Below are 25622 nucleotides of genomic sequence, written 5' to 3' on the forward strand. Positions count from 1 at the left end.
CTCTCCGGCCGGCGCGAAACCGCCGAACCTCCGGACAACCCACCCTTGCTGTACCCGTCCTTGTTGCGGCCGGTGCCGTACGGCACCCGGCGCGAACCCATCGTCCGCCCGAGCCGCCACCCCGGCCAGACCGGTGCGGCCCGCGCGGGCCACACCCGCCCGGACCGGACGGCCCCACCACACCGGCGGGCGGACAGGCCGCCTGCCCACGCTCAATCCCCGTCACCCGCACGCACCAAGCCACATCCGCGCAGCCGCACCCACACCCGACACGCCTCGTCCGCACCCATCCGCTTCGCTCGCGCGCACCACACCGCATCCGCGCACCCACCGCATCCGGCACCGACGCGCCGCGGCAGGGTAAGGACCGGCTGCGCCAGACCGAGCCGCCTTCCCGCCGGCCGCCACGCCCGCGGTCGCGATCTCGTCCGGCCTGGCCCGACAGCATGACCGACACCTCGGACACGCGCGCCCGGCCCGGTCCACCCGCTACCGCCACCGACGGCGGTGGCATCCGTCGGGGGCCGCGCGCCGCCGACGATCACCCCAGCCAGGCCCCGCTCGCGGCACCGGCCAGAACCGGGCGGGCCGACGAGAGGCGGGGAACAGGGGCGAGAACGACTAGTGCGTGCGAACGGACCCCCCGGACACCTGGCCGGGCGATCCCAGCCCCGGCACGCTCCCGCGGTCGCCCGCGCCCAGCATGTTGCGGTCCAGCCGGAACCACAGGTCCCGGCGACCCAGGCGCACCAGCGACCGCAGCCCACCGGAACGGAGCGGGCCGAGCGCCACACCCGGACCGTAGTTCTTCGGCATCCGCCACCGTCCCGTTCGCCGCTACAGAGCCTCCAGCGTACCGCCACCGGGCCGGTCGGGGACGGTCACGGCGGCTTGGGCGGGCCGCGCGGGCGGATCCGTCACCGCGGCGGCGGGGGCCGGCGGCGCCGGATCGGGCGGGGCGTGCCAGCCGGTGGCCCGCAGCCCGGCAAGGACCGCCAGCGCCACCAGCAGGGCCAGCAGGGTCGTCTTCGCCGGACCGAGGACCCAGGCGGCCAGGCTGCTGCGCTCCCGGGTGAGCAGCACCGTCGCCGCGAACGAGGAGGGCAGCGTGATCACGGCGACGGCATCCGGGGCCAGCTCGACGGGCAGGGCGGACAGGCCCACCGTGAGCAGCATCAGCACGCCGATCGCGCCGGTGATGCGGGAGACGTCCGCGGAGACGCTGAGCCCCACGACCAGCCGGGACCGCGGCGGCCGGCGCGCGTCGGTGGTGTAGAAGGCGTACACCTCCCGGTTGCGCTGGACGTCTTCGATGTAGGTGCGCGGCACCGGGTCGCCGAACAGGTCGATCATCATCGGGGTGTCGAGCTCGATGCTCGTGTCGTCCGTGCCGATGCTGACGTGGTAGCTGCCCGTGCCGCCCGAGTCGACGTCGACCAGCGCCGCGGGGTGGAGAAGCTGGCGCCACGGCGGTCCGGACCGGCCGAGCACCGGACGGCCGCGGACGAGCACGGTGCGCAGCTCCTCGCTCGTCTTGATCAGGAACGGCCGGTAGGGGTCGAGGGTGACGGCGGCGAGCGCCTCCCAGCGCCGCCCGTACTCGGCCACGGTCGTCAGCACCGGTTCGGCCGCCGCCCCGACGCCGACCAGCGCGTCGATCCAGGTGGTGAACCCGGTCAGGTACCGCTCGACGGCGGCCAGGTCGCGCCCGTCGGGGACGTCCGGGTCCCGCCAGAGCTCCCCGACGGCGAGCAGCAGCGTCTCGGCGCTGCTGAGGGGGTCGAACGGCTCGGCGAGGGCGGCGGCCAGCACCCGTTCGGCGTCGACGACCTGGTCCTGCCACCGGCGCAGCCGGGACGCCGGCACGGCGAGCTCGGCCTCGCGCTCCAGGTAGGTGCGGATCGCGTCGAGCCGCAGCGGGCGACCCCGCCCCGGCACCAGCCGTGGGTAGTTGCCGGACAGCCGGCCGGGGCGGAAGCGGGAGATGGCGTCGACCATGCGGCGGGCCGGCTCCTCCAGCGGCACCCCGAGTGGATCGGCGAGCCTGGCGATCAGGTTTCCCTGGAGGGCCACCGACGTGCCGTAGGGCATCAGGTGGGCGTCCGAACCCCCCGGGCCGGTCAGGTCGAAGGCCACCAGGGCCCGCTTGGACAGCGTCGAGACCGGCAGCAGCACCAGGACCTCGGGCGGCAGCCTGCCGACGGTGTTCACCCGGCCGGCCCCCGTCACCGGCACGACCTGGTTGAGCACATCGTCCAGCGGACCCCAGTTGACCGAGCGGGCCAGCCGGCACCGGTTGGCGCTGAGGATCGTGAACTGGTCGACCACCCGCCGGCGCAGTCCCTGGAAGGGCGGCGGCGGGGCGAGCAGGGTCATCGTGACCTCGTCGACGTCGGTGAGGTCGAGGACGGGGGCGTGCTCGGCGTCGTCGCGCCGGCTCCACCGCCGCAGCCGGCCGAACGCGCCGGGCCCGGCCCCGGCCGCACCGGCGGTCCCCGTCACGAATCAGGACATTACCGGTTCATCCGGTATCGCTCACCCAACGCCACCGGCGAGGACGCTCCGGACCCCGCGGGCGATCTCCAGATCCTCGCGGGCGGCGAGGACCAGCGTGCGCACCGCTGCCCCCGGTGCGCCGATCTCGCGGTCGACCGTGCCGTCGGCGGGCGCGGCGTTGCGCGCCGGGTCGACCGCCACCCCCAGGTACCCGAGTCCTGCCGCGGCGCCGGCCCGGACCGCCGCCGAGCCCTCCCCGNCCCCGCCGGTGAACACCAGGGCGTCCAGGCCGCCGAGCGCCGCGGTCATCGCGGCGATCTCCGCCCGCAGCCGGTGCAGGTAGACGTCCAGGGCGAGCACGCAGGCCGGGTCGCCACCGGCGGCGCCGGCCTCGACCGCGCGCAGGTCCGCGGTCCCGGCGAGCCCGAGCAGCCCGGCCGAGCGGAACAGACCGTCGGTGAGCTCCGCGGCGCTCACCCCGGCCTCGGTCTGCAGCCACAGCAGAGCACCCGGGTCGACGCTGCCCGAGCGGGTGCCCATCACCAGGCCCTCCAGCGGGGTGAAGCCCATCGTCGTGTCGACGCCGACCCCGTCGAGCACCGCGGCGAGCGAGGCACCCGAGCCCAGGTGGCAGGTCACGATGCGCCGGGCGCCGGTGAGCCGGGCCGCGTGGCGGGAGGCGTGGGCGTGGGAGAGCCCGTGAAAGCCGTAGCGACGGATGCCGTACCGTTCCCGCCACTTCGCCGGCAGGGCGTAGGTCACCGCCGCCGCGGGCAGCCGGCTGTGGAACGCCGTGTCGAAGCAGGCGACCTGGTCGACCTCGGGCAGCGCCGCCCGCACGGCGTCGAGCGCGTCGAGCGCCGCCGGCTGGTGCAGCGGGGCGAGCGCGGTCAGCGCGCGCAGCCGGTCGGCCACCGGCGCGTCGACGAGCACCGGCCGGGTGAACTCGGTGCCGCCGTGCACGATGCGGTGCCCGACCGCGGCCGGCTCGCCGTCCGCGGCGCCGACGAGCTCGCCCAGCGCCGCGGCGAGCTCGGCCGGGTCGGCGCGGCCGGCCGGGGTGTCGAGGTCCCGGGCGGCGAGCAGGGTGTCGTCCGGGCCGACCAGCCGCAGCTTGAGGCTGGCCGATCCGGCGTTGACCACCAGGACGTTCACCGTCGGGCCGATCACCGTCAGTACGGCCAGGTCCAGTCGCGGATCGCCGGGTCGTCCTCGCCGTGGTCACGGGTGTAGGCGCGGGCGGGCAGCGAGCCCGAGGCCTCACCCGAGTCCTCCCGCCGCGCGGCGTCAACGACACTGGTCATCCGCTGCTCCTCCTTCGGCCAGCCGGCGCCGGCGGCCTCAGCCCTCCCCGACCAACGGGCTGGAGGCGACTTCCGTGCCATCGTCCAGGGCGGAGATGCGGAAATCCGCGAAGACGTTGGGCGCCACCGCCTGCAGCTCGCGCAGGATCGTGACGGCGAGACCGCGGATCTCCACGTCGGCGTGCTCGCTGGCGCGCATCGCGATGAAATGCCGCCAGGCCCGGTAGTTCCCGGTGACGACGATGCGGGTCTCGGTCGCGTTCATCAGGACCGAGCGGGCGGCCTGCCGGGCCTGCTTGCGCCGCGAGGTGGGGGCGGCGATGTCGGCGAACCGCTTCTCCAACCCCTCCAGCAGCCGGCCGTACGCCTCCAGGGACGCCGCCGCCGCCTGCTCGAACAGGGCGTGCAGCTCCGGGTCGCCGGCCACGACCTCGGGCTCGACGATCGCCGCGTCGCGCTCGGGGACGTATCGCTGGGACAACTGGCTGTAGGAGAAGTGCCGGTGCCGGACCAGCTCGTGGGTGAGGCTGCGCGAGACGCCGGTGAGGTAGAGCGAGACGCTGCCGTGTTCGAGCACCGACAGGTGCCCCACGTCGAGGATATGGCGCAGGTAGCCGGCGTTGGTCGCGGTCGCCGGGTTGGGCTTGCTCCAGCTCTGGTAACAGGCCCGGCCGGCGAACTCCGCCAGCGCCTGGCCGCCGTCCGCGTCGGTGCTCCACGGCACGTCCGCCGGCGGGAGGAACTCGGTCTTCGCGATCACCTGGACCCGTAGCCGGGCGGTCGCCGGACCAGCGGGCGCCACCGCGGACACCGGCGTCGCCGCGCCGGGTGCCGCCTGGGACGCCGTCCCGGAAGTCGGTTCGGACGCCGGCTCAGACACTGCCACCTCCATCGCCACCGCGGCACCCGGGGCGACCCTTGCCCCGGCGCGGACTGCGACCACGGTAGACGCCTCGGGGCCCCCGGCGTACGCCGGACCTCGCGAACCCACCTCCGGCCACCAGGACCGGTGCGGTCCGCGGACAGGGCCGTCGCAGTCGGCCGCGGCGGGCCGGTCGGCCGATGCGCAATCAGTCGAGCCGGTCAGCAATCAGTCGAGCGGGCCAGCAATCGCCCAACGCGGCCGGTGTCGGCACCCACTTACCCGTCCGGTCACGCGACCGGAGCGCAGGGATTGGGGGTCGGCGCGGGCGTGGTACACCGGTTGTGGACGCCTCGTCAGTCCCCAACGACGAGGAGTCGCAGTACCCGCTCGCGCGACGTGGTCTGGCGCGGTCGGGGGTCTCCGCCCCCGTCAATCCCCGGCCGCCCAGCCACGTCGCGGCGGGCAGCCCTCCCCCGCGATGGCGCGGCGGCCCAACCGCCGCGCGCATCCCGGAACCCGCCGTGTCGAGGTCAGGGCGGGGTCAGGTCGGGGTCAGGTCGAGGTGGGGGTCCAGGCGGCGGGGTCGGCGGCGGCCTGGTCACCGGTCGCCATGTTCTTCACCTCGTGCTCCCGTCCCTCGTCGAAGGGCGGGAACCAGACGAAGCCGATGCCCTTGCGGGCGGCGTAGCGGACCTGCTTGGCCAGCTTGTCCGGCTGGTGGTAGGTCTCGACCTTCAGCCCGCGGGCGCGCAGCGCGGTCGCGGTGGCCAGCGCCGCCGCCCGGCGCTGCGCGGCGGGGATCACCACGAGCACGTCGGCGGGGCTCGCCGGGCCGCTCGGCAGCAGACCCTCGGCGAGGAGCTTGGCGAAGATGCGGGTCAGGCCGATGGAGATGCCGACCCCGGGCAGGTTGCGGCGGATGAACGAGCCGGCGAGGTTCTCGTACCGGCCGCCGGAGCAGATGCTGCCGAAGTCGGGCCAGTCGACGAACTTCGCCTCGTAGACCGTGCCGGTGTAGTAGTCGAGGCCGCGGGCGATCGACAGGTCCGCGACCACGCTGCCCGGGGGCAGGTCGCCCAGGTCCTCGAGGACCTGGGCGAGCTCGTCGAGGCCCTCGGTGAGCAGATCCGACTTCACGCCGAGGCGGCGCACCTCGTCGACGACCCCGGGGCCCGTCGCCCGGATCGCGGCGAGATCGAGACAGGCCCGAACCTGGTCCGCGTCGAGCCCGGCCTGGGCGCCGAGCAGGTTCGCGACGCCGTCGGGGCCGACCTTGTCCATCTTGTCCGCGATCCGGATGACCGCGAGCGGATCGCCGATCCCCAGCCCCTCGTAGAACCCCTGCAGCACCTTGCGGTTGTTGATGTTGATGGTCCAGGGCGGGACACCCAGGGTGCCGAGCACCTCGTGGACGATCCGGGGCAGCTCGGCGTCGAAGTGCAGGGGCACCCGGTCGACGTTGATGACGTCGATGTCGCACTGGGTGAACTCGCGGAAGCGGCCCTCCTGGGGCCGCTCACCGCGCCACACCCGCTGCATCTGGTAACGCTTGAACGGGAAGACGAGCTCGTTGAAGTGCGCGGCCACGTACCGGGCGAACGGCACGGTCAGGTCGAAGTGCAGGCCGAGCCGGGCGCTGTCGTCGTCCGCGTCGGCCTGCAGGCGGCGCAGCGTGTAGACCTCCTGGGAGGTCTCCCCCTTCGCGGTGAGCACGTCCAGCGCCTCGACCGACGGGGTCTCCACCGAGCAGAAACCGTAACGCTCGAAGGCCGCCCGGATCGTGTCGAGCCAGCGCTGCTCGACGATCCGGACCTCGGGCAGCCATTCCGGGAAACCGCTGACGGGCAGGGGGCGGACGATCGGCGCGTCACTCATCGCCGGGAGGTCTCCTCATCGATCTCGAACGGACGGGTACCTGCCGTCCCGGGCGCGGCCGACCGCGACGCCGGGCGGGGCTCACCGATGTCGAACGAGACGACGCATGCGTTGCACCCTACCTCGCGGATCACCCGGACCGTCCCGCCGGGACGGGGCCCCTTCTCCATCGAGCCCCGTGCCGGCGGGCGGCACACCCGCAGCGGTCAGGACCGGCGTCCCACGGGGGCGTCGATCTCCGCGTCGCGCGCGGCCGCGCCGTCCGGGCCGGTCGCGGCGGGCAGTCCGAATCGCGGCCGCTGCTCCGGCACGGGGCTGGGAATGACGCCCGTGGGCCGGCCGGGGGCCAGGTAGACCCAGCCGGCCTGGCGCCAGCGGTCGCCGTCGAGGGCGTGCCGGGCATCGATGATCAGCTTACGACGGACGAGCTGGCCCAACCGGGCCGGGTCGAGCTCGGCGAACTGGCGCCACTCGGTGAGCAGCACGACGGCGTCGGCGTCCGCGGCCACGTCCTCGACGGTCTCGCTGTAGGTGACGCCGGGCAGGGCGCGCCGCGCGTTGGGGGTCGCCACCGGGTCGACGACCGTCACGTCGGCGCCGGTGCGGGCCAGCAGGTCCGCGACCGCGAGCGCCGGCGAGTCGCGCACGTCGTCCGAGTTGGGCTTGAAGGCGGCGCCGAGCACGAGCAGCCGCCGACGCGCCAGCGTGCCGTCGAGCGCCGCGGCGACCAGGTCGACGACCCGATCCCGGCGCCGGTTGTTGATCTCGTCGATCTCGCGCAGGAACCGCAGCGCGACGCCGACGCCAAGCTCATCGGCACGCGCCTGGAAGGCGCGGATGTCCTTGGGCAGGCAGCCGCCGCCGAACCCGACGCCGGGGCGCAGGAAGTTGCCACCGATGCGGACGTCGTGGGACAGCGCCTCGGCCAGGGTGAGCACGTCGGCATCGACGGCCTCGCACACCTCGGCCATCGCGTTGATGAAGGAGATCTTCGTAGCGAGGAAGGAGTTCGCCGCGGTCTTGACGAGCTCGGCGGTCGCGTAGTCGGTCACGATCACCGGCACGCCCTGGGCGATCACCGGGGCGAAGGCCGCCCGCAGCGCCCCCTCGGCGGCGGGCGAGGCGACCCCGAACACGAGCCGGTCGGGATGCAGGGTGTCGGCGACGGCGAAGCCCTCGCGCAGGAACTCCGGGTTCCAGGCGAGCTGCACGCCGGCAAGGTCGGAGACGATGTCGGCATCGGCCCCGGCGTTCGCCGGGGCGAGCCGGGCGAGGGTCCGGGCGATCCCGGCGGCCGTGCCGGCCGGGACGGTGGACTTGCCGACCACCAGACACGGCCTGGTCAGCAGGGGCGCCAACCGCTCGATGGCCGCGTTGAGATGGCTCAGATCCGCCCCGTAGCCGTCGGGGCGCTGCGGCGTGCCGACGCACACGAAGTGCACGTCGCCAAATTCGGCGATCTCCTCGAAGGAGGTCGTGAAGCGAAGCCGGCCGGTCGCGAGGTTTGCCCGCAGCAGGTCGGCGAGATCGGGCTCGAAGAACGGGATCTCGCCCGCGGAGAGCCGCTCGATCTTCGAGTGGTCGACGTCGACGGCAAGCACCTCGAAGCCCAGTTCGGCCATGCAGACCGCGTGCGTGGCGCCGAGGTAGCCGGTTCCGATGACCGTCAGCCGCGGTCGGGGCCCGCTACCCGGCGCCGCCGCGTCCTCATGACTGTCCGACGTGCTCATCAGGCTCCTCTTCATCGTCGTACCCCCCTGGATTGAGGCGCTGGAACTGCCAGGCGTCCCGGCACATGTCCGCGACGCTGCGGCGAGCGGTCCAGCCGAGTGCCTCGCGGGCGAGCGTGGCGTCGGCGACGAGCGCGGCGACGTCCCCGGGCCGTCTGGCCACCACGCGGCAGGGAAGATCTCGGCCGCAGGCGGCGGAGAATGCCGCGTGCAGCTCCCGTACGGACGTCCCGGCGCCGGTCCCCAGGTTGATGACCCGGTGCCCCGGCTGGTCGGCGAGGTGGTCGAGGGCCAGGCGATGGCCCTCGGCGAGGTCGACCACGTGGATGTAGTCGCGCACCCCGGTGCCGTCGGGGGTGGGGTAGTCGTCGCCGAAGATGGACAGCTCGGCGCGGCGGCCCACCGCCACCTGGGCGAGGTAGGGCATGACGTTGTTCGGCACCCCACGGGGATCCTCGCCGAGCAGGCCCGACTCGTGCGCGCCGGTGGGGTTGAAGTACCGCAGGGAGATGACCTGCCAGGCCGGATCGCGGGCGCAGACGTCGGCGAGGATCTGCTCGCACATCCACTTGGTGCGCGAGTAGGGGTTGGTCGGCCGGGCCGGTGTGTCCTCGGTGATCGGCACCGTGTCGACCGTGCCGTAGATGGAGCAGGACGAGGAGAAGACCAGTCGGTGCACGCCGTGCTCGGCCATGACGCTGACCAGGCCAAGCGTGGCGTTGACATTGGTGTCGTAGTACTCCAGCGGGATCTCGACCGACTCGCCCACCGCCTTGCGGGCAGCAAAGTGGATCACGGCATCGATCGGCCGGCGGCGGAACACCTCGCCGAGAGCCGCCCGGTCGCGCACGTCGAGCCGGACGAACTCGAGGTCCCGGTCGGCGACCTTGCGCAGCCGGTCCAGAACCCGCGGCGAGCTGTTGACGAAGTTGTCCACACCGATGACTCGGTGCCCCGCCGCGAGGAGGTCGACACAGGTGTGCGAGCCGATGAATCCCGCGGCGCCGGTCACCAGGACGGTCCCGGTCCGGTCCGTCGACGTCATACCTCGACCATCCAGTTCCTCTTCGTCAACTCGCTCACCGTCAACTCGGCTCCGCAACGAACCCGGCTGTTCAGGCAACCCGGCTGTTCGTCACCCCGGACGACCCGGGTTCCCGGCGGACGGCTCGAGGGGCACCACCACGCAGGCGGCTCGGACAACAGGCACAGGAGAACATAACCCCCAGGTCGAACGGTCACCGCCCCCGCTTTTCCCGGTCGACCGGCCGCCGCTGGCCGCGCCGACACACGGGCTCCCGGGCCGGCCGGTTCTCCAGGTGTGCCAGCGCAACGGGGCCAGCCCGCCGCCACCGCGGCGGCACAGTGAACGCGTGGTTTTGGGAGTGTCACACCCGGAAACGCCGCGATCCTGAATCCCCGGTAACTTCATGTACGCACTCCGCGACCGAACAACACCGGTGAATGCGGGGCCGGAAAGCGGCCCCGCACCCGATCCGGTCGCGAGGCGGCCGGTGGCGCCGAGGGAGCGCGCCGTGTGCTCAGGCGACCTGGCAGCTCTCGGTGAGCTGGCCGGCAAACCAGGAGATCGTGCGGGTCAGGCCGTCGTGCAGGCTCGTCTTCGGCTCCCAGCCGAGCCGGGTGCGGGCGATGGTGATGTCCGGCTGCCGGACGGAGGGATCGTCCTCGGGTCGGGGGACGAAGGTGATCGGCGCCGTCGACCCGCACAGGTCGCGCACCAGCTTTGCCGTGTCGAGGATCGACATCTCGTGCGGGTTACCGATGTTGACCGGGCCGGGCAGGTCCGAGTGCAGCAGCCGGACGATCCCGTCGATCAGGTCGTCGACGTAGCAGATGGACCGGGTCTGGGAGCCGTCGCCAGCGACGGTGATGGGCTCCCCGCGCAGCGCCTGGGAGACGAAGGCGGGGATGGCCCGCCCGTCATCCACGCGCATCCGGGGACCGTAGGTGTTGAAGATCCGCACGATCGCCGTGTCGACGCCATGCTTGCGGTGGTAGGCCATCGTCACGGCCTCGGCGAAACGCTTCGCCTCGTCGTAGACGCTGCGCGGGCCGACCGGGTTCACGTTGCCCCAGTAGGTCTCCGGCTGCGGATTGACCTGGGGGTCCCCATAGGACTCCGAGGTGGATGCGAGCAGGAATCGGGCGCGCTTCTCCCGGGCGAGGCCCAGGGCGTGGAATGTGCCGAGCGACCCGACCTTGAGCGTCTCGATCGGCAGCTCATAGTAATCGAGTGGCGATGCCGGAGAGGCGAAGTGCAGCACGACGTCCACCGGGCCGGAAACATAGATGAAATCATTCACGTCCCGGTTGACCAGACGGAAACGGGGATCGACGAGCAGGTGCTCGACGTTGTCCGGCCGGCCGGTGAGGAAGTTGTCGAAGCAGATGACCTCGTAGCCGTCGCCGAGTAGACGCTCACAGAGGTGACTGCCGAGGAAACCGGCGCCGCCGGTCACTATCGCACGCACGTCGAGTGCTCCCGGATCTGAAACATCGAGGACCTTGGAAAGTGGCCACCGACCGCCGGTGGGACGGGCGGCGGCGCGGATGGACCGCATCCCGAGAGCCAGGCAGGAGTGCGGCGCAGCGGGTCGGACGGCGCCGCCTGAGCAGGTGAGACCGGACCTCAGATCACCCGGAATCGAAGGATCACCGTAGCCGCCGGTCCGCCCGAGTGGTCAGCACAGCCACTGCCGGATCGGCCAGGAAAGGCCGTGCGACACCACCACAGCACTACCCCCCAGTAGTCCAGACGACCGGCTACACCGACCTCTGGGGCATGGTACACAGGGCGTCGGCCGGTTAGTCCACCGCCCCTCCCCCAACGTCAGCCTGATACCAGGAAATCCGCGGCCGGGCACTGTACCTGATCACGTCGCGTGGATGGTCAATGCTCCGGCTGAACCGTTCGCATTCGGTGAGCAAACCGCCGCCGTCCGACCGGTGGACGCTGCGGAGCGTCGCAGGCCGAGTCGGCTGGCAATCGCACATCCACTTCCCGGCCGATTCCCGGGCCTGGGCCGGCCCGTCCGATCAGCGGGGGTCGCGCTCGAGGGCGATCGCGTGCCGCATCGCCGCGCGTCCCCGGCGGGTGTCGCCGGCGTCGCCGTAGGAGACCGCGAGCCGGTACCAGCGCCGCCAGTCGCCCGGGTCCGCCTCCACCTCGGCCCGCCGTCGCGCGAACACGGCGTCGGCGGAGGCCCGATCGATGCGCCCCGAAGGCCGGCGAACCAGGACTGGCTCGCCGGCCTCGGTACCGATCTCGCCGGCGATCCCGGGGCCGACTTCGGTGCCGACCGCCAGCAGGCGGGTGAGCCGGCCGCTTTCGCGGCCGAATTGCAGCTCGCGCGCGATGACGACGACCCCGACCACGGGCAGCAGCAGCACCCCGGCGCCGAGCCCGCGGGCGGCCCAGCGATCGTCGCCGAGCAGGACGACACCGCGCCAGCCGATCAGGCCGAGATAGAACAGGCAGGCAGCGACCAGAACGGCGACCGTCGCCCGGGCCCTCACCGGCCAGCTCCGTCGCCCACCGGCGCAAGCCGGAGCCGGGCCCCGGCCAAGGCCGCCACGGCCAGTCGCCCCGCCTGGCGCGTGCAGCAGAACAACGCGACGTGCAGGGGGCGGCCCGGCGGGAGGGGGACTCCGCCGTCGATCTCGTAGCGGGTGTTGGTCACCTTACGGGCCTGCGCGCGGGGATCGTCGGCGGCCGTCGGCGGCTCGTCCGGCCGGCAGACCACCATCATCTCCGTGCAGCCGGCCGGCCAGGTCCATCGCAGCCGTTCATCGACCCACCGTAGCCCGACGGGCGGGGGCAGGGTGTCGGCGGCGTTGACGGCAGGCGCGGCGGAGCCTGCCTCCGGCGACGGCACACCGGTCGGCGGCACCGGGTCTGCGGGTGGCACCGGGTCTGCGGACGGCACCAGGTCTGCGGGTGGTGGGCCGGGCTCGGCCGTCCCGACCGGTGCGGACCAGGCCCCGCCCACGCCCGCGGCAACCTCGTAACGCGGAATGGCACCGTCGGGCGGTGCGCCGCCGTCCTCGAGGCTGCTGCCCGCGGTCACGCCGACCGCCCGGCCGACGCCGTCGGCGGTGAACCGGGTGACCCGGTATCGCACCTCGCCGGCGGTCGTCGACGGTTGCCAGCTCACCAGGACCGAACGGCCGTCCCGCTGAGCCTGTACCGCCCCCGGCGGGGCGGGGCCGGGCCGGCTTCGCGCGAGCAGCGCCGAAGCCTCAGCATGGTCGGTGACCAGGGCGAGGGCCTCGCCGAGCAGGCGGTCGCGGTCGTGCGCACCGGCCGTTTGGGCGCGGGCGACGAGCGCGTCGGCGCCGCTGCAACGAGCCTCGGCCAGGGACAGCAGCTCCCCGGCGAGCTGGTTACCCGGGCCGGGTACGTCAGCGCCGGTCTCGGCGAGCCGCCGGGCCGTGGGAAGCACCGCCCGGTACCGGCCGGCCGCGATCAGCGGGGCGAGCTGCGCCCAGCGGTCGGCCGCTGCCCGGATCGCGGTCTCCACCTCGTCGTCCATCGCCCGGATGGGCGGCAGGGTCTCGCCCGCGAGCTCGCGGGCGGCCGCCACGTGCTCGCCGGCCTCCACCGGACGGCCGGCCCGCAGCGCCGCACGGGCGCGGGAGACCGCCGCGCGCCAGGCGTCCGCACGGGCAGGCGCCGGCCCTCCGGCGGGCGGGGCACCCCCGCGCGGTCCCCGTCCCGCTGCGGCCGTCGGATCGGGGAACGCGTCTGGACCCGACCGGGAGGAGCCCGGACCCGGAGGTCGGGAGGAGCCCGGCGGCGCGGCCGGGGGCAGTGGCGCGGCCGGGGGCGGCAGCGGCGGCACGGTGACCCCCTGCTCCCGAGCGAGGGAGCGGACCACGGCACGCGCGCGGTGCGGGTCGAGGCCGTCCGCCTGCGCCTCGGCGACGAGTTCGGCCGCCTCCGCCGGGAGCAGCGCGTCCTCGACGAGGACCGCCGCCGCCACCCGCGGCCGCAGCCGCTCGCTCGTCGCGGCGGCGAGTGCATCGAGATAGGCGTCCGCGTCCCCCTCGACCAGCAGCGCGCCGACGGCGGCCAACAGGTCGTCGAGAAGCGCGCGGCGGCGGTCCGGCCGACGAGCGCGATTGCGGACCAGCGCCTCGTCACGCAGGTCCCGGATCTGCTCGCGCGAGGTGCCGGGCGGCACGCCGAGCAGGTCGAACAGGCTGCGCGGCGGGCCGGACGCGGTGATCCGGCCCAGCTCGTCGAGATCCGCGCGAATCTGGCGGAGCACCTCGGCGGGAATCGGCTCGGGCCGCGGCTGGTCGGTCGGCCCGGTGGCCGGGCCCGCGGTGACGATCCGATGGCGGCGGGTCCGCAGCGCGAACGCGGACTCGTCGATGCCCTGGGTCGCCGCCCATGCCCGCAGGCCGGCGACCCGGTCGGCCGGGATGCCCCCGAACCGGGCGACGAGGCGGGCGACGGCGGCATCGAGGGCGGCGAACCGCTCGTCGTCCCGGGCGGCGCGGGCGGCGGCGACCCGATCGCGCAGGGCTAGGCGCGAGGTTCGGTCGGCGAGCGCCGCGGACAGCTCGGTGTGCAGGTCGAGCAGACCGATGATCACACCACGGTAGCGGGGATGGTCCCGGCTGCGCTGCCAGAAGGCCCAGACCTCGGCGATGCGGGCACGGATCGCCGCGTCGTCGAGCGTGTCCACCTCCGCCAACGGGATGTCGTAGATCTCGAACGGGTCGCTGTGTTCGGCGCCGCCGCGGCGGTGCACCACGGCGAGCACCCGGCGACGGTAGTCGTCGGATTCGAAAACCCGCATCGTCGTCCCCCCGTCAGACCCAGCCGTCCGGCATACCGCCCAGGCCGCCCTTCGGCCCGCCCGGCCCGGAAGATCCGCCAGGTCCCCCGGGGGGGCCGCCGAGACCCGGCCGGCCGTCGACGCCCGGGAGGCCACCGCGTTCCCGGCGGGCCCGGGCGACCTGCTCCCGCTCTCGGGCCACGTCGGCCTGGCTCAGCGCCGCCGACGTCTCGACCCGCACCGTCAGCGGTCGGTCGGCGAGACCCTCGTGGGTGGCCGTGACCTCGAGGATGCCGTCGAAGCCCATCCGAAAGACGATCTGGATCTGCGACCCGGCCGGGAAGCCGGGCGGGATGCCGGTGATCTCGGCTTCGGCTATCACCTTGTTGTCCTCGACCCGGGTCGACTCCAGGCCGCCGGCCTGTTCGACCACGTAGACGGTGACGGCGTCCTGGTCGTCGCGCACGGTCCCGAAGGACCGCCGGACCGCGATCGGCAGCCGGTCGTTGCGGTGCACCAGGAACACCGCGCCCTGCTCGCCGAGGCGGCTGAGTGCCAGCACGCCGAAGCCGCGGGAGACGACATTGACAACCTGTACCTCGACGGTCCGACGCACCCGCTGGGCGGGCAGGCCGAGCGCGTCGGCGAGCCGCCGGCAGGCCGCGTCCAGATCGGCCGGGGCGGCGGCGTCCACCCCGGCGCCGTCGACGAGCTGGCCGCGGGTGACCAGATCGGCGAGCACCAGCCGTTCCAGGGCCTTCTTCTCGCCGTAGACGGCGGCGCCGCGGGCGACCGCGAGATCCGGGTCGGACAGTTCGACGGGCACCCCGAACTCGGCGGCGAGCCGGCGGGCCACGGCGGGCATCCGGGAGGCACCGCCGACGAGCAGGATCCGGTCGATGCCGCGGACCCCGCGGGCGAGCGCCGCGTCGCGGGCGGCCCGGGTCAGGGCGACGGTCCGGTCGAGCAGCCCGGCGGTGAGCCGTTCCAGCTCGTCGCGGGTCAGCACCACCCCGGTGCGGCGGCCGGCGTGCTCGACGACGACGGTGGTGGTGGCGACGTCGGTGAGGTCCCGGCGGGCCCGCTCGGCGGCGAGCAGCAGCGCCTGGGAGCCCGCTCCCTCGTCGAGAGGGTCCGGGGCGCCCGGATGTTCGGTGAGGAACCGGTCGCACAGGTGCAGCACGATCTTCTCGTCCCAGTCGGCGCCGCCGAGCTGATGGTCGCCGTCGATGGCGACGACGGCGACCCGCCGGTCCGCGAGCTCGACGACGGTGACGTCGAACGTGCCGCCGCCCAGGTCGTAGACGAGGGCGACCTCCTCTGCCGCGGTGCCGGGTCCACCGAGGCTACGCCGGCTGCCGATCTCGAAGCGGGCGAACCCGTAGGACAGGGCCGCCGCGGTCGGCTCGTTGATGACATCGACGACGTTGAGCCCCGCGTACTCGCCGGCCAGCACCGTCGCCCGGCGCTCCTCGTCGCCGAAGTACGCCGGAACGGTGATCACGACGTCCTCCACCCGCTCGCCGGTGGCAAGCGCCGTGTCGGCGACCAGCGCCTTGAGGATCAGGCCGCTGACGGCCGGCGCGGACCAGGCCGCACCCTGGGTGATGAAGCGCCAGTCGCCATCGCCCATCCGCCTCTTGACCAGCGAACAGACGTCGTCGGGTCGGGCCCGGGCAAGCTCGCGGGCGGTCTGCCCGGTGAGGTAGTCGTCCGTGCCCACGAACAGCACGACGCTCGGCAGCGTCAACGCGCCGTCGGACAGCGGCACGATCTGCGGCTCCCCGGCGCCCGACACGCGGGCCAGGCAACTGAACGTCGTGCCCAGATCGATTCCGAAGACGCTGCGGGTACCCGCCGGCGGCCGGCGGTCGACATGTCCGACCACACCCGGAAACCTATCTTTCGCGGTGGAGCCGCCCCGCGCAGGACACCCGGCGACTGATCCAGCTCGAGCCGGTCAGTCCAGCTCGAGCCGGTCAGTCCAGCTCGAGCCGGTCAGTCCAGGTCGAGCAGGTGCTCCAGGCCGACGGTCAGGCCGGGACGGTCGGCGATGCGTCGCACGGCGAGCAGCACGCCCGGCATGAAGGAGGTGCGGTCGTAGGAGTCGTGCCGCAGGGTCAGGGTCTCCCCCGCGCCACCGAGCAGCACCTCCTGGTGGGCGACGAGGCCCGCGAGGCGCACGGCGTGCACGGGCACGCCCGCGACCCGGGCGCCGCGGGCGCCGTCGAGCGCCGTGGCCGTCGCGTCCGGCCCGCCCGGCGCGAGTCCGGCGGCCGTGCGCGCCTGCGCCACGAGCTCGGCCGTGCGCCGGGCGGTGCCGCTCGGCGCGTCGACCTTGTTGGGATGGTGCAGCTCGACGATCTCGACGGAGTCGAAGAAGCGGGCGGCGCGGGCGGCGAACATCATCATGAGCACGGCAGCCACCCCGAAGTTCGGGGCGACCAGCACTCCGACCTTCGGCGCGTCGCCGAGCCAGCCGCGCACCGTGGCCAGCCGCTGGTCGTCGAAGCCGGTGGTGCCGACGACGACGTGCCGGCCCGCCTCGACGCACCAGCGGACGTTGTCGAGCACCGCGTCCGGCGTGGTGAAGTCCACGACCACGTCGGCCGCCGCGAGCGCGTCCCGGTCGTCGCCGACATCGAGCGCGGCGACGAGCGCGAGGTCCGGGGCGGCCTCGACGGCGGCACACACCGTCGACCCCATGCGGCCACGTGCACCGAGAACCCCCACCGTGAGCTGCTCGCTCATGCCTCTCCCCTCCGTGGCGGACGCCGATCGCCGCCCTCCGCCGCCGCGGCCGAACCGGCCGTCCGTGGGCCCGGGCCGGGCCCACGACTCAACGGGCGACGGCCGCGCCGAAGTCGTGGTCGTCGAACGGCCCGATGACGCCGAGCGCCCAGGGCTGCTCGACGAGCGTCGCCGCCACCTGCGTGACGTCGTCCAGGGTGACCGCGTCCACCCGGGCGATGATCTCGTCGACGGACAGCAGCTCGCCGTGGACGAGCTCACTCTTGCCGAGACGGCTCATCCGCGAGCCGGTGTCCTCCAGGCCGAGGACGAGAGAGCCGTGGCTCTGTCCGCGGGCGCGGTCGAGCTCCTCGGCGCTGATCCCGTGCTCGGCGATGGACCGCACCTGGTCCCGGGCGATCGCCAGGACCTCGTCGGCACGCTTGGGGGCGCAGCCGGCGTAGACGCCGAACAGGCCGGCGTCGGCGAAGTGCGACGCGAACGAGTACACCGAGTACGCCAGGCCCCGCTTCTCGCGGACCTCCTGGAACAGCCGGGAACTCATCCCACCGCCCAACGCCGTCGAGAGCACCCCGAGCGCGAAGCGGCGCGGGTCGTGCCGGGACAGACCGACCGTGCCCAGCACGAGGTTCGCCTGCTCGGTGGGCCGCTCCGACACGACGATGCCGGGCGCCGGCGGGTAGTCGTAGCGGCCGGCGCGCACCGCCGACGGATCCCCGGCCGACGTCAGATGGTCGCCGAAGGCGTCCGCGACGAGCGCGAGCACACGATCGTGCTCCAGGTTCCCGGCGACCGAGACGACCATCGCCGGTGGGACGTACCGGGAACGGTAGTAGTCGGCGATCGTCTCGCGGCCGAGCCCCTCGATCGACTCGATCGTGCCGAGCACCGGCCGGCCGAGCGCCGACGCGCCGAGCATCGCCTCGGCGAAGACGTCATGGACGACGTCGCCAGGGTCGTCCTCGTGCATGGCGATCTCCTCGAGGATCACGCCACGCTCGGCCTCGACGTCGTCGGCGGTCACCAGCGAGTTGGTGACCATGTCGGCGACGACGCCGACGGCCATCGCGAGGTCGGAGTCCAGCACCCGCGCGTAGTAGCAGGTGTACTCCTTGCTCGTGAACGCGTTGAGGTCACCGCCGACCGCCTCGACCGACGCGCTGATCGTCAGGGCGTCCCGGGTCGGGGTGCCCTTGAACAGCAGGTGCTCGAGATAGTGGGAACAGCCGGCGGTCACCGGGGTCTCGTCCCGCGAGCCGACGCCCACCCAGACGCCGATCGCGGCCGAGCGGACCCCGGGGACGCGCTCGGTGATCACCCGCAACCCGCCGGGCAGCACGGTGCGCCGCACCGCGCCGCCCAGCAACGTCTCGCTACTGGAGCCCCCGGCGAGCAGGCGGGCCACCCGCTCACCGGCGTCCGCGGCGCCTCGGACCGAGGTGCCGGTGCCGTCGGTGGAGCGGGTCAGGTCAGGGGTGGGGGTGTCGGACACGGCGGGCCGTCAGGAAGCCGCCGCCGCGTCCGCGGCCTCGGCGCTCGGAGAAAGGCTGATCTTGCCGCGGGCGTCGATCTCGGTGATCTCCACCTGGAGCTTCTGTCCCACGGTCAGCACGTCCTCGACCTTCTCCACCCGCTTGCCGCCCGAGAGCGTCTTGAGCTTGGACACGTGCAGCAGGCCGTCCCGACCCGGGGTGAGCGAGACGAACGCCCCGAAGTTGGTGATCTTGACGATGGTACCGAGGTACCGCTCGCCGACCTCGGGCATCTGCGGGTTGGCGATCGCGTTGATGGCCGAGCGGGCGGACTCCGCCGAGGGGCCGTCCACCGCACCGATGTAGATCGTGCCGTCGTCCTCGACGGTGATCTCGGCACCGCTGTCCGCCTGGATCTGGTTGATCATCTTGCCCTTGGGCCCGATGACCTCGCCGATCTTGTCGACCGGGATCTTCACCGAGATGACCCGCGGGGCGTGCGCGGACATCTCGTCCGGGCTGCCGATCGCCTCCGCCATGACGTCGAGGATCGCCAGCCGCGCGCCGCGAGCCTGCTGCAGAGCCGAGGCCAGCACCGAGGCGGGGATGCCGTCGAGCTTGGTGTCGAGCTGCAGGGCGGTGACGAAGTCGCGGGTGCCGGCGACCTTGAAGTCCATGTCGCCGTACGCGTCCTCGGCGCCGAGGATGTCGGTCAGCGTGACGTAGGCGTCGTCGGCGTGCACGAGTCCCATCGCGATGCCGGCGACCGGCGCCTTGAGCGGCACACCGGCGTTGAGCAGGGACAGCGTGCTCGCGCAGACCGACCCCATCGACGTCGAACCGTTGGAGCCCAGCGCCTCGGAGACCTGCCGGATCGCGTAGGGGAACTCCTCGCGGCTGGGCAGCACCGGCAGCAGCGCCCGCTCGGCGAGCGCGCCGTGGCCGATCTCGCGCCGCTTCGGCGACCCGACCCGGCCGGTCTCGCCGGTGGAGTACGGCGGGAAGTTGTAGTTGTGCATGTAGCGCTTGGTCCGGTCGGGGTTGAGCGTGTCGACCGTCTGCTCCATGCGCAGCATCGCCAGCGTGGTGACGCCGAGGATCTGCGTCTCACCCCGCTCGAACAGCGCCGAGCCGTGCACGCGCGGGATGTAGTCGACCTCGGCCGACAGCTCCCGGATCTCCGTCGTCGACCGGCCGTCGATCCGCACGCCCTCGGTGACGATGCGGGAGCGGACGAGCTTCTTGGTCAGCGCCCGGTAGGCGGCGCCGATCTCCTTCTCCCGCCCCTCGAACTGGGCGGCGACCTTCTCCGCGGCCAACTGGCGGACCCGGTCGAGCTCGTTCTCCCGCTCGGCCTTGCCGGCGATGCGCAGCGCGGCGGACAGCTCGTCGNCCACGGCGGCGGACAGGGCCTCGAGCACGTCGTCGTGATGGTCGATGAAGACCGGGAACTCCCGCGTCGCCTTGCCGGCCAGCGAGGCCAGCTCGCTCTGGGCCCGACACAGCTCGCGGATGGCGGGCTTGGCGGCCTCCAGACCCGCGGCGACGACCTCCTCGGTCGGCGCGGGCGCGCCGCCGGCGATCAGCTCCACCGTGCCCGGAGTGGCCTCGGCCTCGACCATCATGATCGCCACATCCGAGCCGTCCTCGACGACGCGACCGGCCACGACCATGTCGAAGGTGGCCCGGGCCAGCTCCGAATGCGTCGGGAAGGCGATCCACTCGCCGTCGACGTACCCGACCCGGGTCGCGCCGATCGGGCCGGTGAAGGGCAGTCCGGACAGGGTCGTCGACGCGCTGGCCGCGTTGATCGCGACCACGTCGTAGAGCGTGTCCGGGTCGAGGGCCAGCACCGTGGCCACGACCTGGATCTCGTTGCGCAGCCCCTTGGCGAACGAGGGGCGCAGCGGCCGGTCGATGAGGCGGCAGGTGAGGATCGCGTCCTCACTCGGCCGGCCCTCGCGACGGAAGAACGAGCCGGGGATCCGCCCGGCGGCGTACATCCGCTCCTCGACGTCCACCGTCAGCGGGAAGAAGTCGAGCTGTTCCTTGGGCTGCTTGCTGACCGTCGTCGCCGAGAGCACCATCGTGTCGCCCAGGTAGGCGACGGCGGAACCGGCGGCCTGCCTGGCCAGCCGACCGGTCTCGAACCGCACCGTACGGTTTCCGGCCGGGGTCGCAATGACCGCCTCGGCCGCATGTGTCGAGTCGTCCACTCGAACCACTCCATCCTCTTCGTCGGCCGGGTCCACGCAGCCGATCTTGTTCTCCGGCCGTGTCCGCGTCTCGAGGATGCCGGTGCTCAGTCGAAGCCCCCGGGGAGGGCATTGCCCGCTCCCGGCGACCACGACCGAGGACCGGCGGCTCTCGCCACCACGGATCCCGGCCAGCTCCTCCGATCCGCCGGCGGAGACCTCCGCCGGCGGGCGACGCATCTGGTATCTACCCCCGATGCGTCAGAGGGAGCGTCCCCGAAGGGCCGCTCCCTCTTCGCGCTACCGCCGTAGCCCGAGTCGCTCGATCAGGGCCCGGTATCGGTTGATATCCGTCTTCGACAGGTAGTTCAGCAGCCGGCGGCGGCGCCCGACGAGCAGGAGCAGACCCCGGCGGCTGTGATGATCGTGCTTGTGCACCTTGAGGTGCTCGGTCAGGTCGCTGATCCGACGGGTCAGCATCGCGACCTGCACCTCGGGCGAGCCGGTGTCCCGCTCAACGGTGGCGTAATCGGACATGATCTTCTGTTTGACGTCGCTCGCGAGCGGCACGCTCCACCCTCTCCTTCTGCTTCGGGACGGCGCGCGCCCGGGGTCTTCCTCACCCGAACCGACCGCCGGACCACGGCCTCATCGCCGTGTGGTCCGGACACGCCGCACCCGCCTGGACCCGAAGCCTATCAACCCGAGGGGAACCGCTCGGGCACCGGTGACCCCCGTACCCGCGGACCTCCACCCGCGGCCGGGCTCCCCGACCGGGCCGACGCTCAGCCGGGGCCCACGCTCAGACGGGCAGCGTGACCGTTCTGGTCGCCTCGACGTCGACAGCCATCTGCGTGACGAGCTCATCCACCGACTCGAAACGCAGCGTCGGACGCAGGCGGCTGGTGAACTCGTAGGCCATGTACTCGCCGTAGAGATCCCCGTCGAAGTCCAGCAGAAAGGCCTCCACCCGCCGCTCCCGGCCGGCGAACGTCGGGTTCGTGCCGATCGAGATCGCGGCGGGCTGGCGGCGGCCGTCCCAGCAGGCGAACCCGGCGTACACCCCGTCGGCCGGCACCGCCGCCCACGGCGTCACCTCGACGTTTGCCGTCGGGTAGCCGATCGTCCGGCCGCGGGCGTCACCGTGCACCACCACGCCCTCGACCCGGTGTGGTCGGGCCAGGGCCACCGCGGCCGACTCCACGTCGCCCTCGGCGACGCGGCGGCGGATCTCGGTCGAGGACAGCACCCGGTCCCCCGAGCGGACCAGGCGGACCCCGTCGACCTCGAACCCCTCCCGAGCCCCGTCCGCCGCCAGCGTGGCCAGCGTGCCGGCGGCCCGGTGGCCGTAGGTGAAGTTCTCCCCCACCACGACCACGCTCGCGCCGAGCCGCTCGACCAGCATTCCGTGCACGAACTCGGCCGGGGGGAGCTGGCTGAAGTCCAGCGTGAACGGCTGCACGCACAGCGCGTCGACGCCGATCGCCGCAAGCAGCTCGGCCTTGTGGCGCAACGTCGTCAGCAGGGCCGGATGGCTGCCGGGGCGCAGTACCTCCCCCGGATGCGGATCGAAGGTGAGGACGACGGCCCGCTCGCCGCGGTCCCGGGCGCGACGCACCGCCTGCCCGATGATCTGCCGATGCCCGAGGTGCACCCCGTCGAAGAAACCGATCGTGACGACCCCGCCGCGCCACTCGGCCGGCGTGTTCTCCGCCCCTCGCCACGTTTGCACGTGGGAAGCCTAGGACATTCTCGCGCGGTACGGTCGAGCGCCGCCCGCCCCCTGCCGCGCACGGGGGTCAGGCCGGGGCGAACACGACCAGCGAGCGGACCGCCTCGGCGCTTTCCTCGACCAGTGCCAGCACGGACCCGTCCGGGCCGAACACGCCGTAGGTGCCCGGCCGCCCTACCGGCGCCAACCGGCGGCCGTGGCGCACGTCGACCGCCGCGTCCCCGGCCACGTCCCGGCGCGCGAAACCGGCCGAGACGGCCTCCGACAAGCCGATGACCGCCCCCGCGCCCAGCTCGGCGAACGTGTCGAGGCTCACCGCCCGGCCCAGCCCGAACGGCCCCACGACGGTGCGCCGCAGCGCCGTCAGGTGCCCTCCACAGCCCAACGCCGCCCCGAGGTCACGCGCGAGCGCCCGGATGTAGGTCCCGCTGGAGCAGCCGACCGTCACGTCGAGATCGCAGCCCCCCTGGTCCGCCGCGCCGTCGGCGGCGCGGCGGGCGAGCAGGTCGAAGCGGTGCACCGTGACCCGGCGGGCGGCGAGCTCGACCTGCTCACCGGCCCGCACCCGGGCGTAGGCGCGTACCCCGCCGACCTTGACCGCGCTGACGCTCGATGGCACCTGGTCGATCGACCCGGTCAGGGCCGCCATCGCCCGCGCGAGCCGCGCGGGGTCGACGTCGACGGGCCGGTCCTCGAGTGGCTCGCCCTCGGCGTCGTCGGTCGTCGTGGTGCGACCGAGTCGGATCGTCGCGTCATACACCTTGTCCGTGAGCGCGAGGTGACCCAGCAGCCTCGTGGCCCGGCCGGCGCCAAGCAGGAGCACGCCGGTCGCCATCGGGTCGAGGGTGCCGGCATGACCGACGCGGCGTTGACCCAGGATGCGCCGGGCACGGGCGACCACGTCGTGCGAGGTGAGCCCGGGCGGCTTGTCGACGACGACCAGCCCGTCGACCTGCGGCCCCCCCGCCGGGCGGGATCCCCGCGGGCTCACCGGACGCTCACGGCCGGCCCCCGCCCGGCCCGACCCTGGGCGGGGGCGACTGCGGAGGTGCGCCCAGCGGCAGCGTCGGGGCCGGTCAGGGCCCCGCCCGCGGGGTCGGCCAGCCGCGGCGCCAGAGCCAGCGCCGCCCGCACCGTGTCCATGAGCTCCGGCAGCTCCGCGCTCGTCACGAAGCCTGCGGCCAGCCGGTGGCCGCCGCCCCCAAGACCGGCACACAGCGCGCCGACGTCAACGCTCCCCTTGGACCGTACGGAGACCTTCCAGACGCCGTCGTCCTGCTTGCAGATCACGGCGACCTCGGCCTCGGACGCCGTACGCAACGTGTCGATGAAGCCCTCGATCTCGTCGTAGTCCAGCCCCGAGGCCCGCAGGTCGGCCTGGGCGCACCAGGTCCAGGTCAGGTCGTGCTCGGGTTCCAGCCGGGCCCGGCCCAGCACCTCGCCGAGGAGCTTGAGGTAGCCGAACGGGTGGGTGTCCCACAACGCCCGACTGATCAGATCGTGCCGGATGCCGGTGGCCAGCAGGCGCGCGGCCAGGCGGTGCACCGCGGGCGTCGTCGCCGCGAACCGGAAGGAGCCGGTGTCCGTGACCAGGCCGGTGTAGATCGCCGCGGCCAGGTCCGCGTCCAGCGCCACCCCGAGGGCGTCGATCAGGCCGACGACCATCGCGCTGGTCGACGCGGCCTCGCTGTCGACGAGGTTGAGGTCGCCGAAACGGGTGTTGGAGGCGTGATGATCGACGACGACCATCCGGCTGCCGGCGGTGATCTGGGCGAGTCGGCCGAGCCGGGACCGGCTGGCCGCGTCCAGGCAGACCACGAGACCCGGCCGGGCGGTGATCGCCACCGGATCGACGAGCAGCTCCTGGCCGGCAAGGAAGCGCAGGGTCCGGGGAACGGCGAAGGGCTCGGCGTCGAAGGACACCCTCGGCCGCGCCCCGAGCGTCCGCAGCGCCAACGCGAGGGCCAGCGCCGAACCGAGGCTGTCACCGTCGGGATTGACGTGCGCGACGAGCAGGATGTCGCCACCGGCGTCGGCGGCCGCCGCCAGCGCGGCCACCACGGCCGCCCGGTCGGCCGCCACGAGATCGCTCGCGTCGCTCATCGCCCGTCCCATCGCCGTGTCCGTGGCCCACCGGCGCGCCGGCGGTTCGTCCCCTTGGAGCGGCTTATCACTCTCAGCGCCCGACGGTCGGCTCGCCGCCGGGTGATGCCGGATACACCTGGTGACCGCCGACCGCGCCGGCCTCCCGAGCCCTGGCATCTCCGCCCAGGGCATCGTCCGCGTCGAACTCCTCGACATCGTCGAACTCGTCGACGATGTCGGTGTCCACGTCGTCCTCGACGTCGTCGTCGGCGGTCCGCGGACGGCGGTAGGGATCGTCGTCGCCCGCCGGCCGGGCGTCGCGGCGCACCTCGGCGAGCCGGGCATCCCGCTCCCGGGCGACGCTGATCAGCTCCTCCAGGTGCTTGGCGTCGTCGGGCAGCCGGTCGTGCACGAAGGTGAGGGTCGGGGTGACCTTCACGCCGGTGGCGCGGCCGACCTGGCTGCGCAGCAGCCCGCGAGCGGACTCGAGGGCCTCCGCCGACGCACGGCGTGCGGCCTCATCGCCGTACACGGTGTAGAACACGGTCGCGTCGACCAGGTCGGGTGTGACCCGCACTTCCGTGACCGTCACCATGCCGAGGCGGGGATCCTTCACGCCTCGTTCCAGCGCGGACGCGACCACCTCACGAATTCGCACGGCCAGCTTCCGTGCCCGGGCCGGATCAGCCACCGTAGACCTCCTCGCTCCGTGTTACCTCGGCGTCGTTCCCGCCGCGATCCCGCCCACTCGGAGACGCCACCGTGACCGATACCGCGCGGGGATCGCTTCCGCACGGGAGACAGCTACCGCGCGGGAGTTCCCGCCGCCCGCCGGATGCCCGATCGCCTGGGCGACGCCCGGGGCAGGCGCCTGGCGCCCTCCGGCGAGCGGCTCAGTCGAGGGTGCCCGCCGACAGGTGGGACTGCCCGTCAGCGTCGTCCTCGGCCAGGCAGCGCTCGCGCGCGGCGAGGATCTCGACCTCGGGGCGCCCTGCCACCAACTGTTCACAGGCGTGCAGGACCTCGATGCAGTGCGCACGGTCGGCGGCGACGACCGCCATCCCGATCTCGGCCCGCCGGTGCAGGTCGAGATGCCCCGTCTCGGCGACGCTGAGGGCGAACCGACGGCGCAGTTCGGCCACGATCGGCCGGACCACCGAGCGCTTCTCCTTCAGCGAGTGCACATCGCCGAGCAGCAGGTCAAGGCTGAGAGTCCCGATCCACATGATCGCCTCCCGCGGTGCGACACGGACCGCCGGTGCCGGCCGGACGCGCAGGCGCCCGACCGGCCGGCACCGACCGGCAACGTG

General features: G+C 73.5%; 20 protein-coding genes and 3 pseudogenes. All 23 read right to left on the bottom strand.

Features of this window, described 5'->3' with window-relative positions; translation table 11 throughout:
• Positions 1-621: 621 nt before the first annotated feature.
• On the bottom strand, positions 622-816 hold the full coding sequence (locus FF36_RS05180) for a hypothetical protein (RefSeq protein WP_044883796.1): 195 nt from the start codon (positions 814-816) through the stop codon (positions 622-624).
• A 21-nt stretch (positions 817-837) separates the two neighbouring features.
• Positions 838-2502, bottom strand: a complete 1665-nt coding sequence (locus FF36_RS05185) for a hypothetical protein (RefSeq protein ID WP_044883797.1) — start codon at positions 2500-2502, stop codon at positions 838-840.
• 33 nt (positions 2503-2535) lie between these two features.
• Positions 2536-2755 (bottom strand): annotated as a pseudogene (locus FF36_RS37155) (acetate/propionate family kinase); the annotation flags it as partial.
• Position 2756: 1 nt separating this feature from the next.
• Positions 2757-3651 (bottom strand): annotated as a pseudogene (locus FF36_RS05190) (acetate/propionate family kinase); the annotation flags it as partial.
• A gap of 17 nt (positions 3652-3668) precedes the next feature.
• Positions 3669-3800, bottom strand: coding sequence for a hypothetical protein (locus tag FF36_RS39880; RefSeq protein ID WP_255354294.1), 132 nt, complete (start codon positions 3798-3800; stop codon positions 3669-3671).
• A gap of 37 nt (positions 3801-3837) precedes the next feature.
• Positions 3838-4680: an FAD-dependent thymidylate synthase gene (gene thyX, locus FF36_RS05195; protein WP_236705955.1), complete on the bottom strand. Its 843-nt coding sequence runs from the start codon at positions 4678-4680 to the stop codon at positions 3838-3840.
• 537 nt (positions 4681-5217) lie between these two features.
• Positions 5218-6540 (bottom strand): histidine--tRNA ligase, encoded by a 1323-nt coding sequence (hisS, locus tag FF36_RS05200; RefSeq protein WP_044883798.1) that lies wholly within the window; start codon positions 6538-6540, stop codon positions 5218-5220.
• 206 nt (positions 6541-6746) lie between these two features.
• Positions 6747-8270: a UDP-glucose dehydrogenase family protein gene (locus FF36_RS05205; RefSeq protein ID WP_044883799.1), complete on the bottom strand. Its 1524-nt coding sequence runs from the start codon at positions 8268-8270 to the stop codon at positions 6747-6749.
• The gene (gene galE, locus FF36_RS05210) at positions 8248-9315 is read right to left on the bottom strand and encodes a UDP-glucose 4-epimerase GalE (protein WP_044883800.1); all 1068 of its coding nucleotides are present in this window, start codon (positions 9313-9315) and stop codon (positions 8248-8250) included. The genes FF36_RS05205 and galE overlap by 23 nt, the downstream gene beginning before the upstream one ends.
• 496 nt (positions 9316-9811) lie before the next feature.
• A complete protein-coding gene (locus tag FF36_RS05215; RefSeq protein WP_044883801.1) occupies positions 9812-10762 on the bottom strand; it encodes a UDP-glucuronic acid decarboxylase family protein in 951 nt (316 codons plus the stop codon).
• Between the two features lie 565 nt (positions 10763-11327).
• Positions 11328-11807, bottom strand: coding sequence for a tetratricopeptide repeat protein (locus FF36_RS05220; RefSeq protein ID WP_044883802.1), 480 nt, complete (start codon positions 11805-11807; stop codon positions 11328-11330).
• Complete coding sequence (locus tag FF36_RS05225; protein ID WP_044883865.1) at positions 11804-14098, bottom strand: hypothetical protein; 2295 nt, start codon at positions 14096-14098, stop codon at positions 11804-11806. The genes FF36_RS05220 and FF36_RS05225 overlap by 4 nt, the downstream gene beginning before the upstream one ends.
• Positions 14099-14111: 13 nt before the next feature.
• Positions 14112-15965, bottom strand: coding sequence for an Hsp70 family protein (locus tag FF36_RS05230; protein ID WP_052680961.1), 1854 nt, complete (start codon positions 15963-15965; stop codon positions 14112-14114).
• Positions 15966-16075: 110 nt separating this feature from the next.
• Positions 16076-16828 (bottom strand): 4-hydroxy-tetrahydrodipicolinate reductase, encoded by a 753-nt coding sequence (gene dapB, locus FF36_RS05235; RefSeq protein ID WP_044883803.1) that lies wholly within the window; start codon positions 16826-16828, stop codon positions 16076-16078.
• A gap of 88 nt (positions 16829-16916) precedes the next feature.
• Positions 16917-18320: a M16 family metallopeptidase gene (locus FF36_RS05240; protein WP_095211956.1), complete on the bottom strand. Its 1404-nt coding sequence runs from the start codon at positions 18318-18320 to the stop codon at positions 16917-16919.
• Positions 18321-18329: 9 nt separating this feature from the next.
• The coding region (locus FF36_RS37160) for a polyribonucleotide nucleotidyltransferase (protein ID WP_242422307.1) at positions 18330-19692 on the bottom strand (1363 nt) is incomplete at its 5' end.
• A gap of 1 nt (position 19693) precedes the next feature.
• Positions 19694-20516, bottom strand: a pseudogene (locus FF36_RS37165) (polyribonucleotide nucleotidyltransferase); the annotation flags it as partial.
• A 279-nt stretch (positions 20517-20795) separates the two neighbouring features.
• Positions 20796-21065 (bottom strand): 30S ribosomal protein S15, encoded by a 270-nt coding sequence (gene rpsO / locus FF36_RS05250; protein WP_009742365.1) that lies wholly within the window; start codon positions 21063-21065, stop codon positions 20796-20798.
• Between the two features lie 232 nt (positions 21066-21297).
• Complete coding sequence (locus tag FF36_RS05255; RefSeq protein WP_044883804.1) at positions 21298-22227, bottom strand: bifunctional riboflavin kinase/FAD synthetase; 930 nt, start codon at positions 22225-22227, stop codon at positions 21298-21300.
• Positions 22228-22294: 67 nt separating this feature from the next.
• Positions 22295-23218, bottom strand: a complete 924-nt coding sequence (gene truB / locus FF36_RS05260) for a tRNA pseudouridine(55) synthase TruB (RefSeq protein ID WP_044883805.1) — start codon at positions 23216-23218, stop codon at positions 22295-22297.
• Positions 23215-24342 (bottom strand): DHH family phosphoesterase, encoded by a 1128-nt coding sequence (locus tag FF36_RS05265; protein WP_044883806.1) that lies wholly within the window; start codon positions 24340-24342, stop codon positions 23215-23217. Before FF36_RS05265 ends, truB begins: the two co-directional genes overlap by 4 nt.
• Positions 24343-24403: 61 nt before the next feature.
• Positions 24404-25003, bottom strand: coding sequence for a 30S ribosome-binding factor RbfA (gene rbfA, locus FF36_RS05270; RefSeq protein ID WP_044883807.1), 600 nt, complete (start codon positions 25001-25003; stop codon positions 24404-24406).
• Between the two features lie 202 nt (positions 25004-25205).
• Positions 25206-25538, bottom strand: coding sequence for a DUF503 domain-containing protein (locus FF36_RS05275; RefSeq protein ID WP_044883808.1), 333 nt, complete (start codon positions 25536-25538; stop codon positions 25206-25208).
• Positions 25539-25622 lie beyond the last annotated feature (84 nt).

The sequence above is a fragment of the Frankia torreyi genome, assembly GCF_000948395.1.
GTDB classification, from domain to species: Bacteria; Actinomycetota; Actinomycetes; order Frankiales; family Frankiaceae; genus Frankia; species Frankia torreyi.

What these genes read in the sequence shown, in the direction of transcription:
- FF36_RS05180 (WP_044883796.1), bottom strand. Translation starts at nt 816, where the DNA reads ATGCCGAAGAACTACGGTCCGGGTGTGGCGCTCGGCCCGCTCCGTTCC.
- FF36_RS05225 (WP_044883865.1), bottom strand. Translation starts at nt 14,098, where the DNA reads ATGCGGGTTTTCGAATCCGACGACTACCGTCGCCGGGTGCTCGCCGTG.
- galE (WP_044883800.1), bottom strand. Translation starts at nt 9,315, where the DNA reads ATGACGTCGACGGACCGGACCGGGACCGTCCTGGTGACCGGCGCCGCG.
- FF36_RS05265 (WP_044883806.1), bottom strand. Translation starts at nt 24,342, where the DNA reads ATGGGACGGGCGATGAGCGACGCGAGCGATCTCGTGGCGGCCGACCGG.
- FF36_RS05275 (WP_044883808.1), bottom strand. Translation starts at nt 25,538, where the DNA reads ATGTGGATCGGGACTCTCAGCCTTGACCTGCTGCTCGGCGATGTGCAC.
- FF36_RS05205 (WP_044883799.1), bottom strand. Translation starts at nt 8,270, where the DNA reads ATGAGCACGTCGGACAGTCATGAGGACGCGGCGGCGCCGGGTAGCGGG.
- hisS (WP_044883798.1), bottom strand. Translation starts at nt 6,540, where the DNA reads ATGAGTGACGCGCCGATCGTCCGCCCCCTGCCCGTCAGCGGTTTCCCG.
- dapB (WP_044883803.1), bottom strand. Translation starts at nt 16,828, where the DNA reads ATGAGCGAGCAGCTCACGGTGGGGGTTCTCGGTGCACGTGGCCGCATG.
- FF36_RS39880 (WP_255354294.1), bottom strand. Translation starts at nt 3,800, where the DNA reads ATGACCAGTGTCGTTGACGCCGCGCGGCGGGAGGACTCGGGTGAGGCC.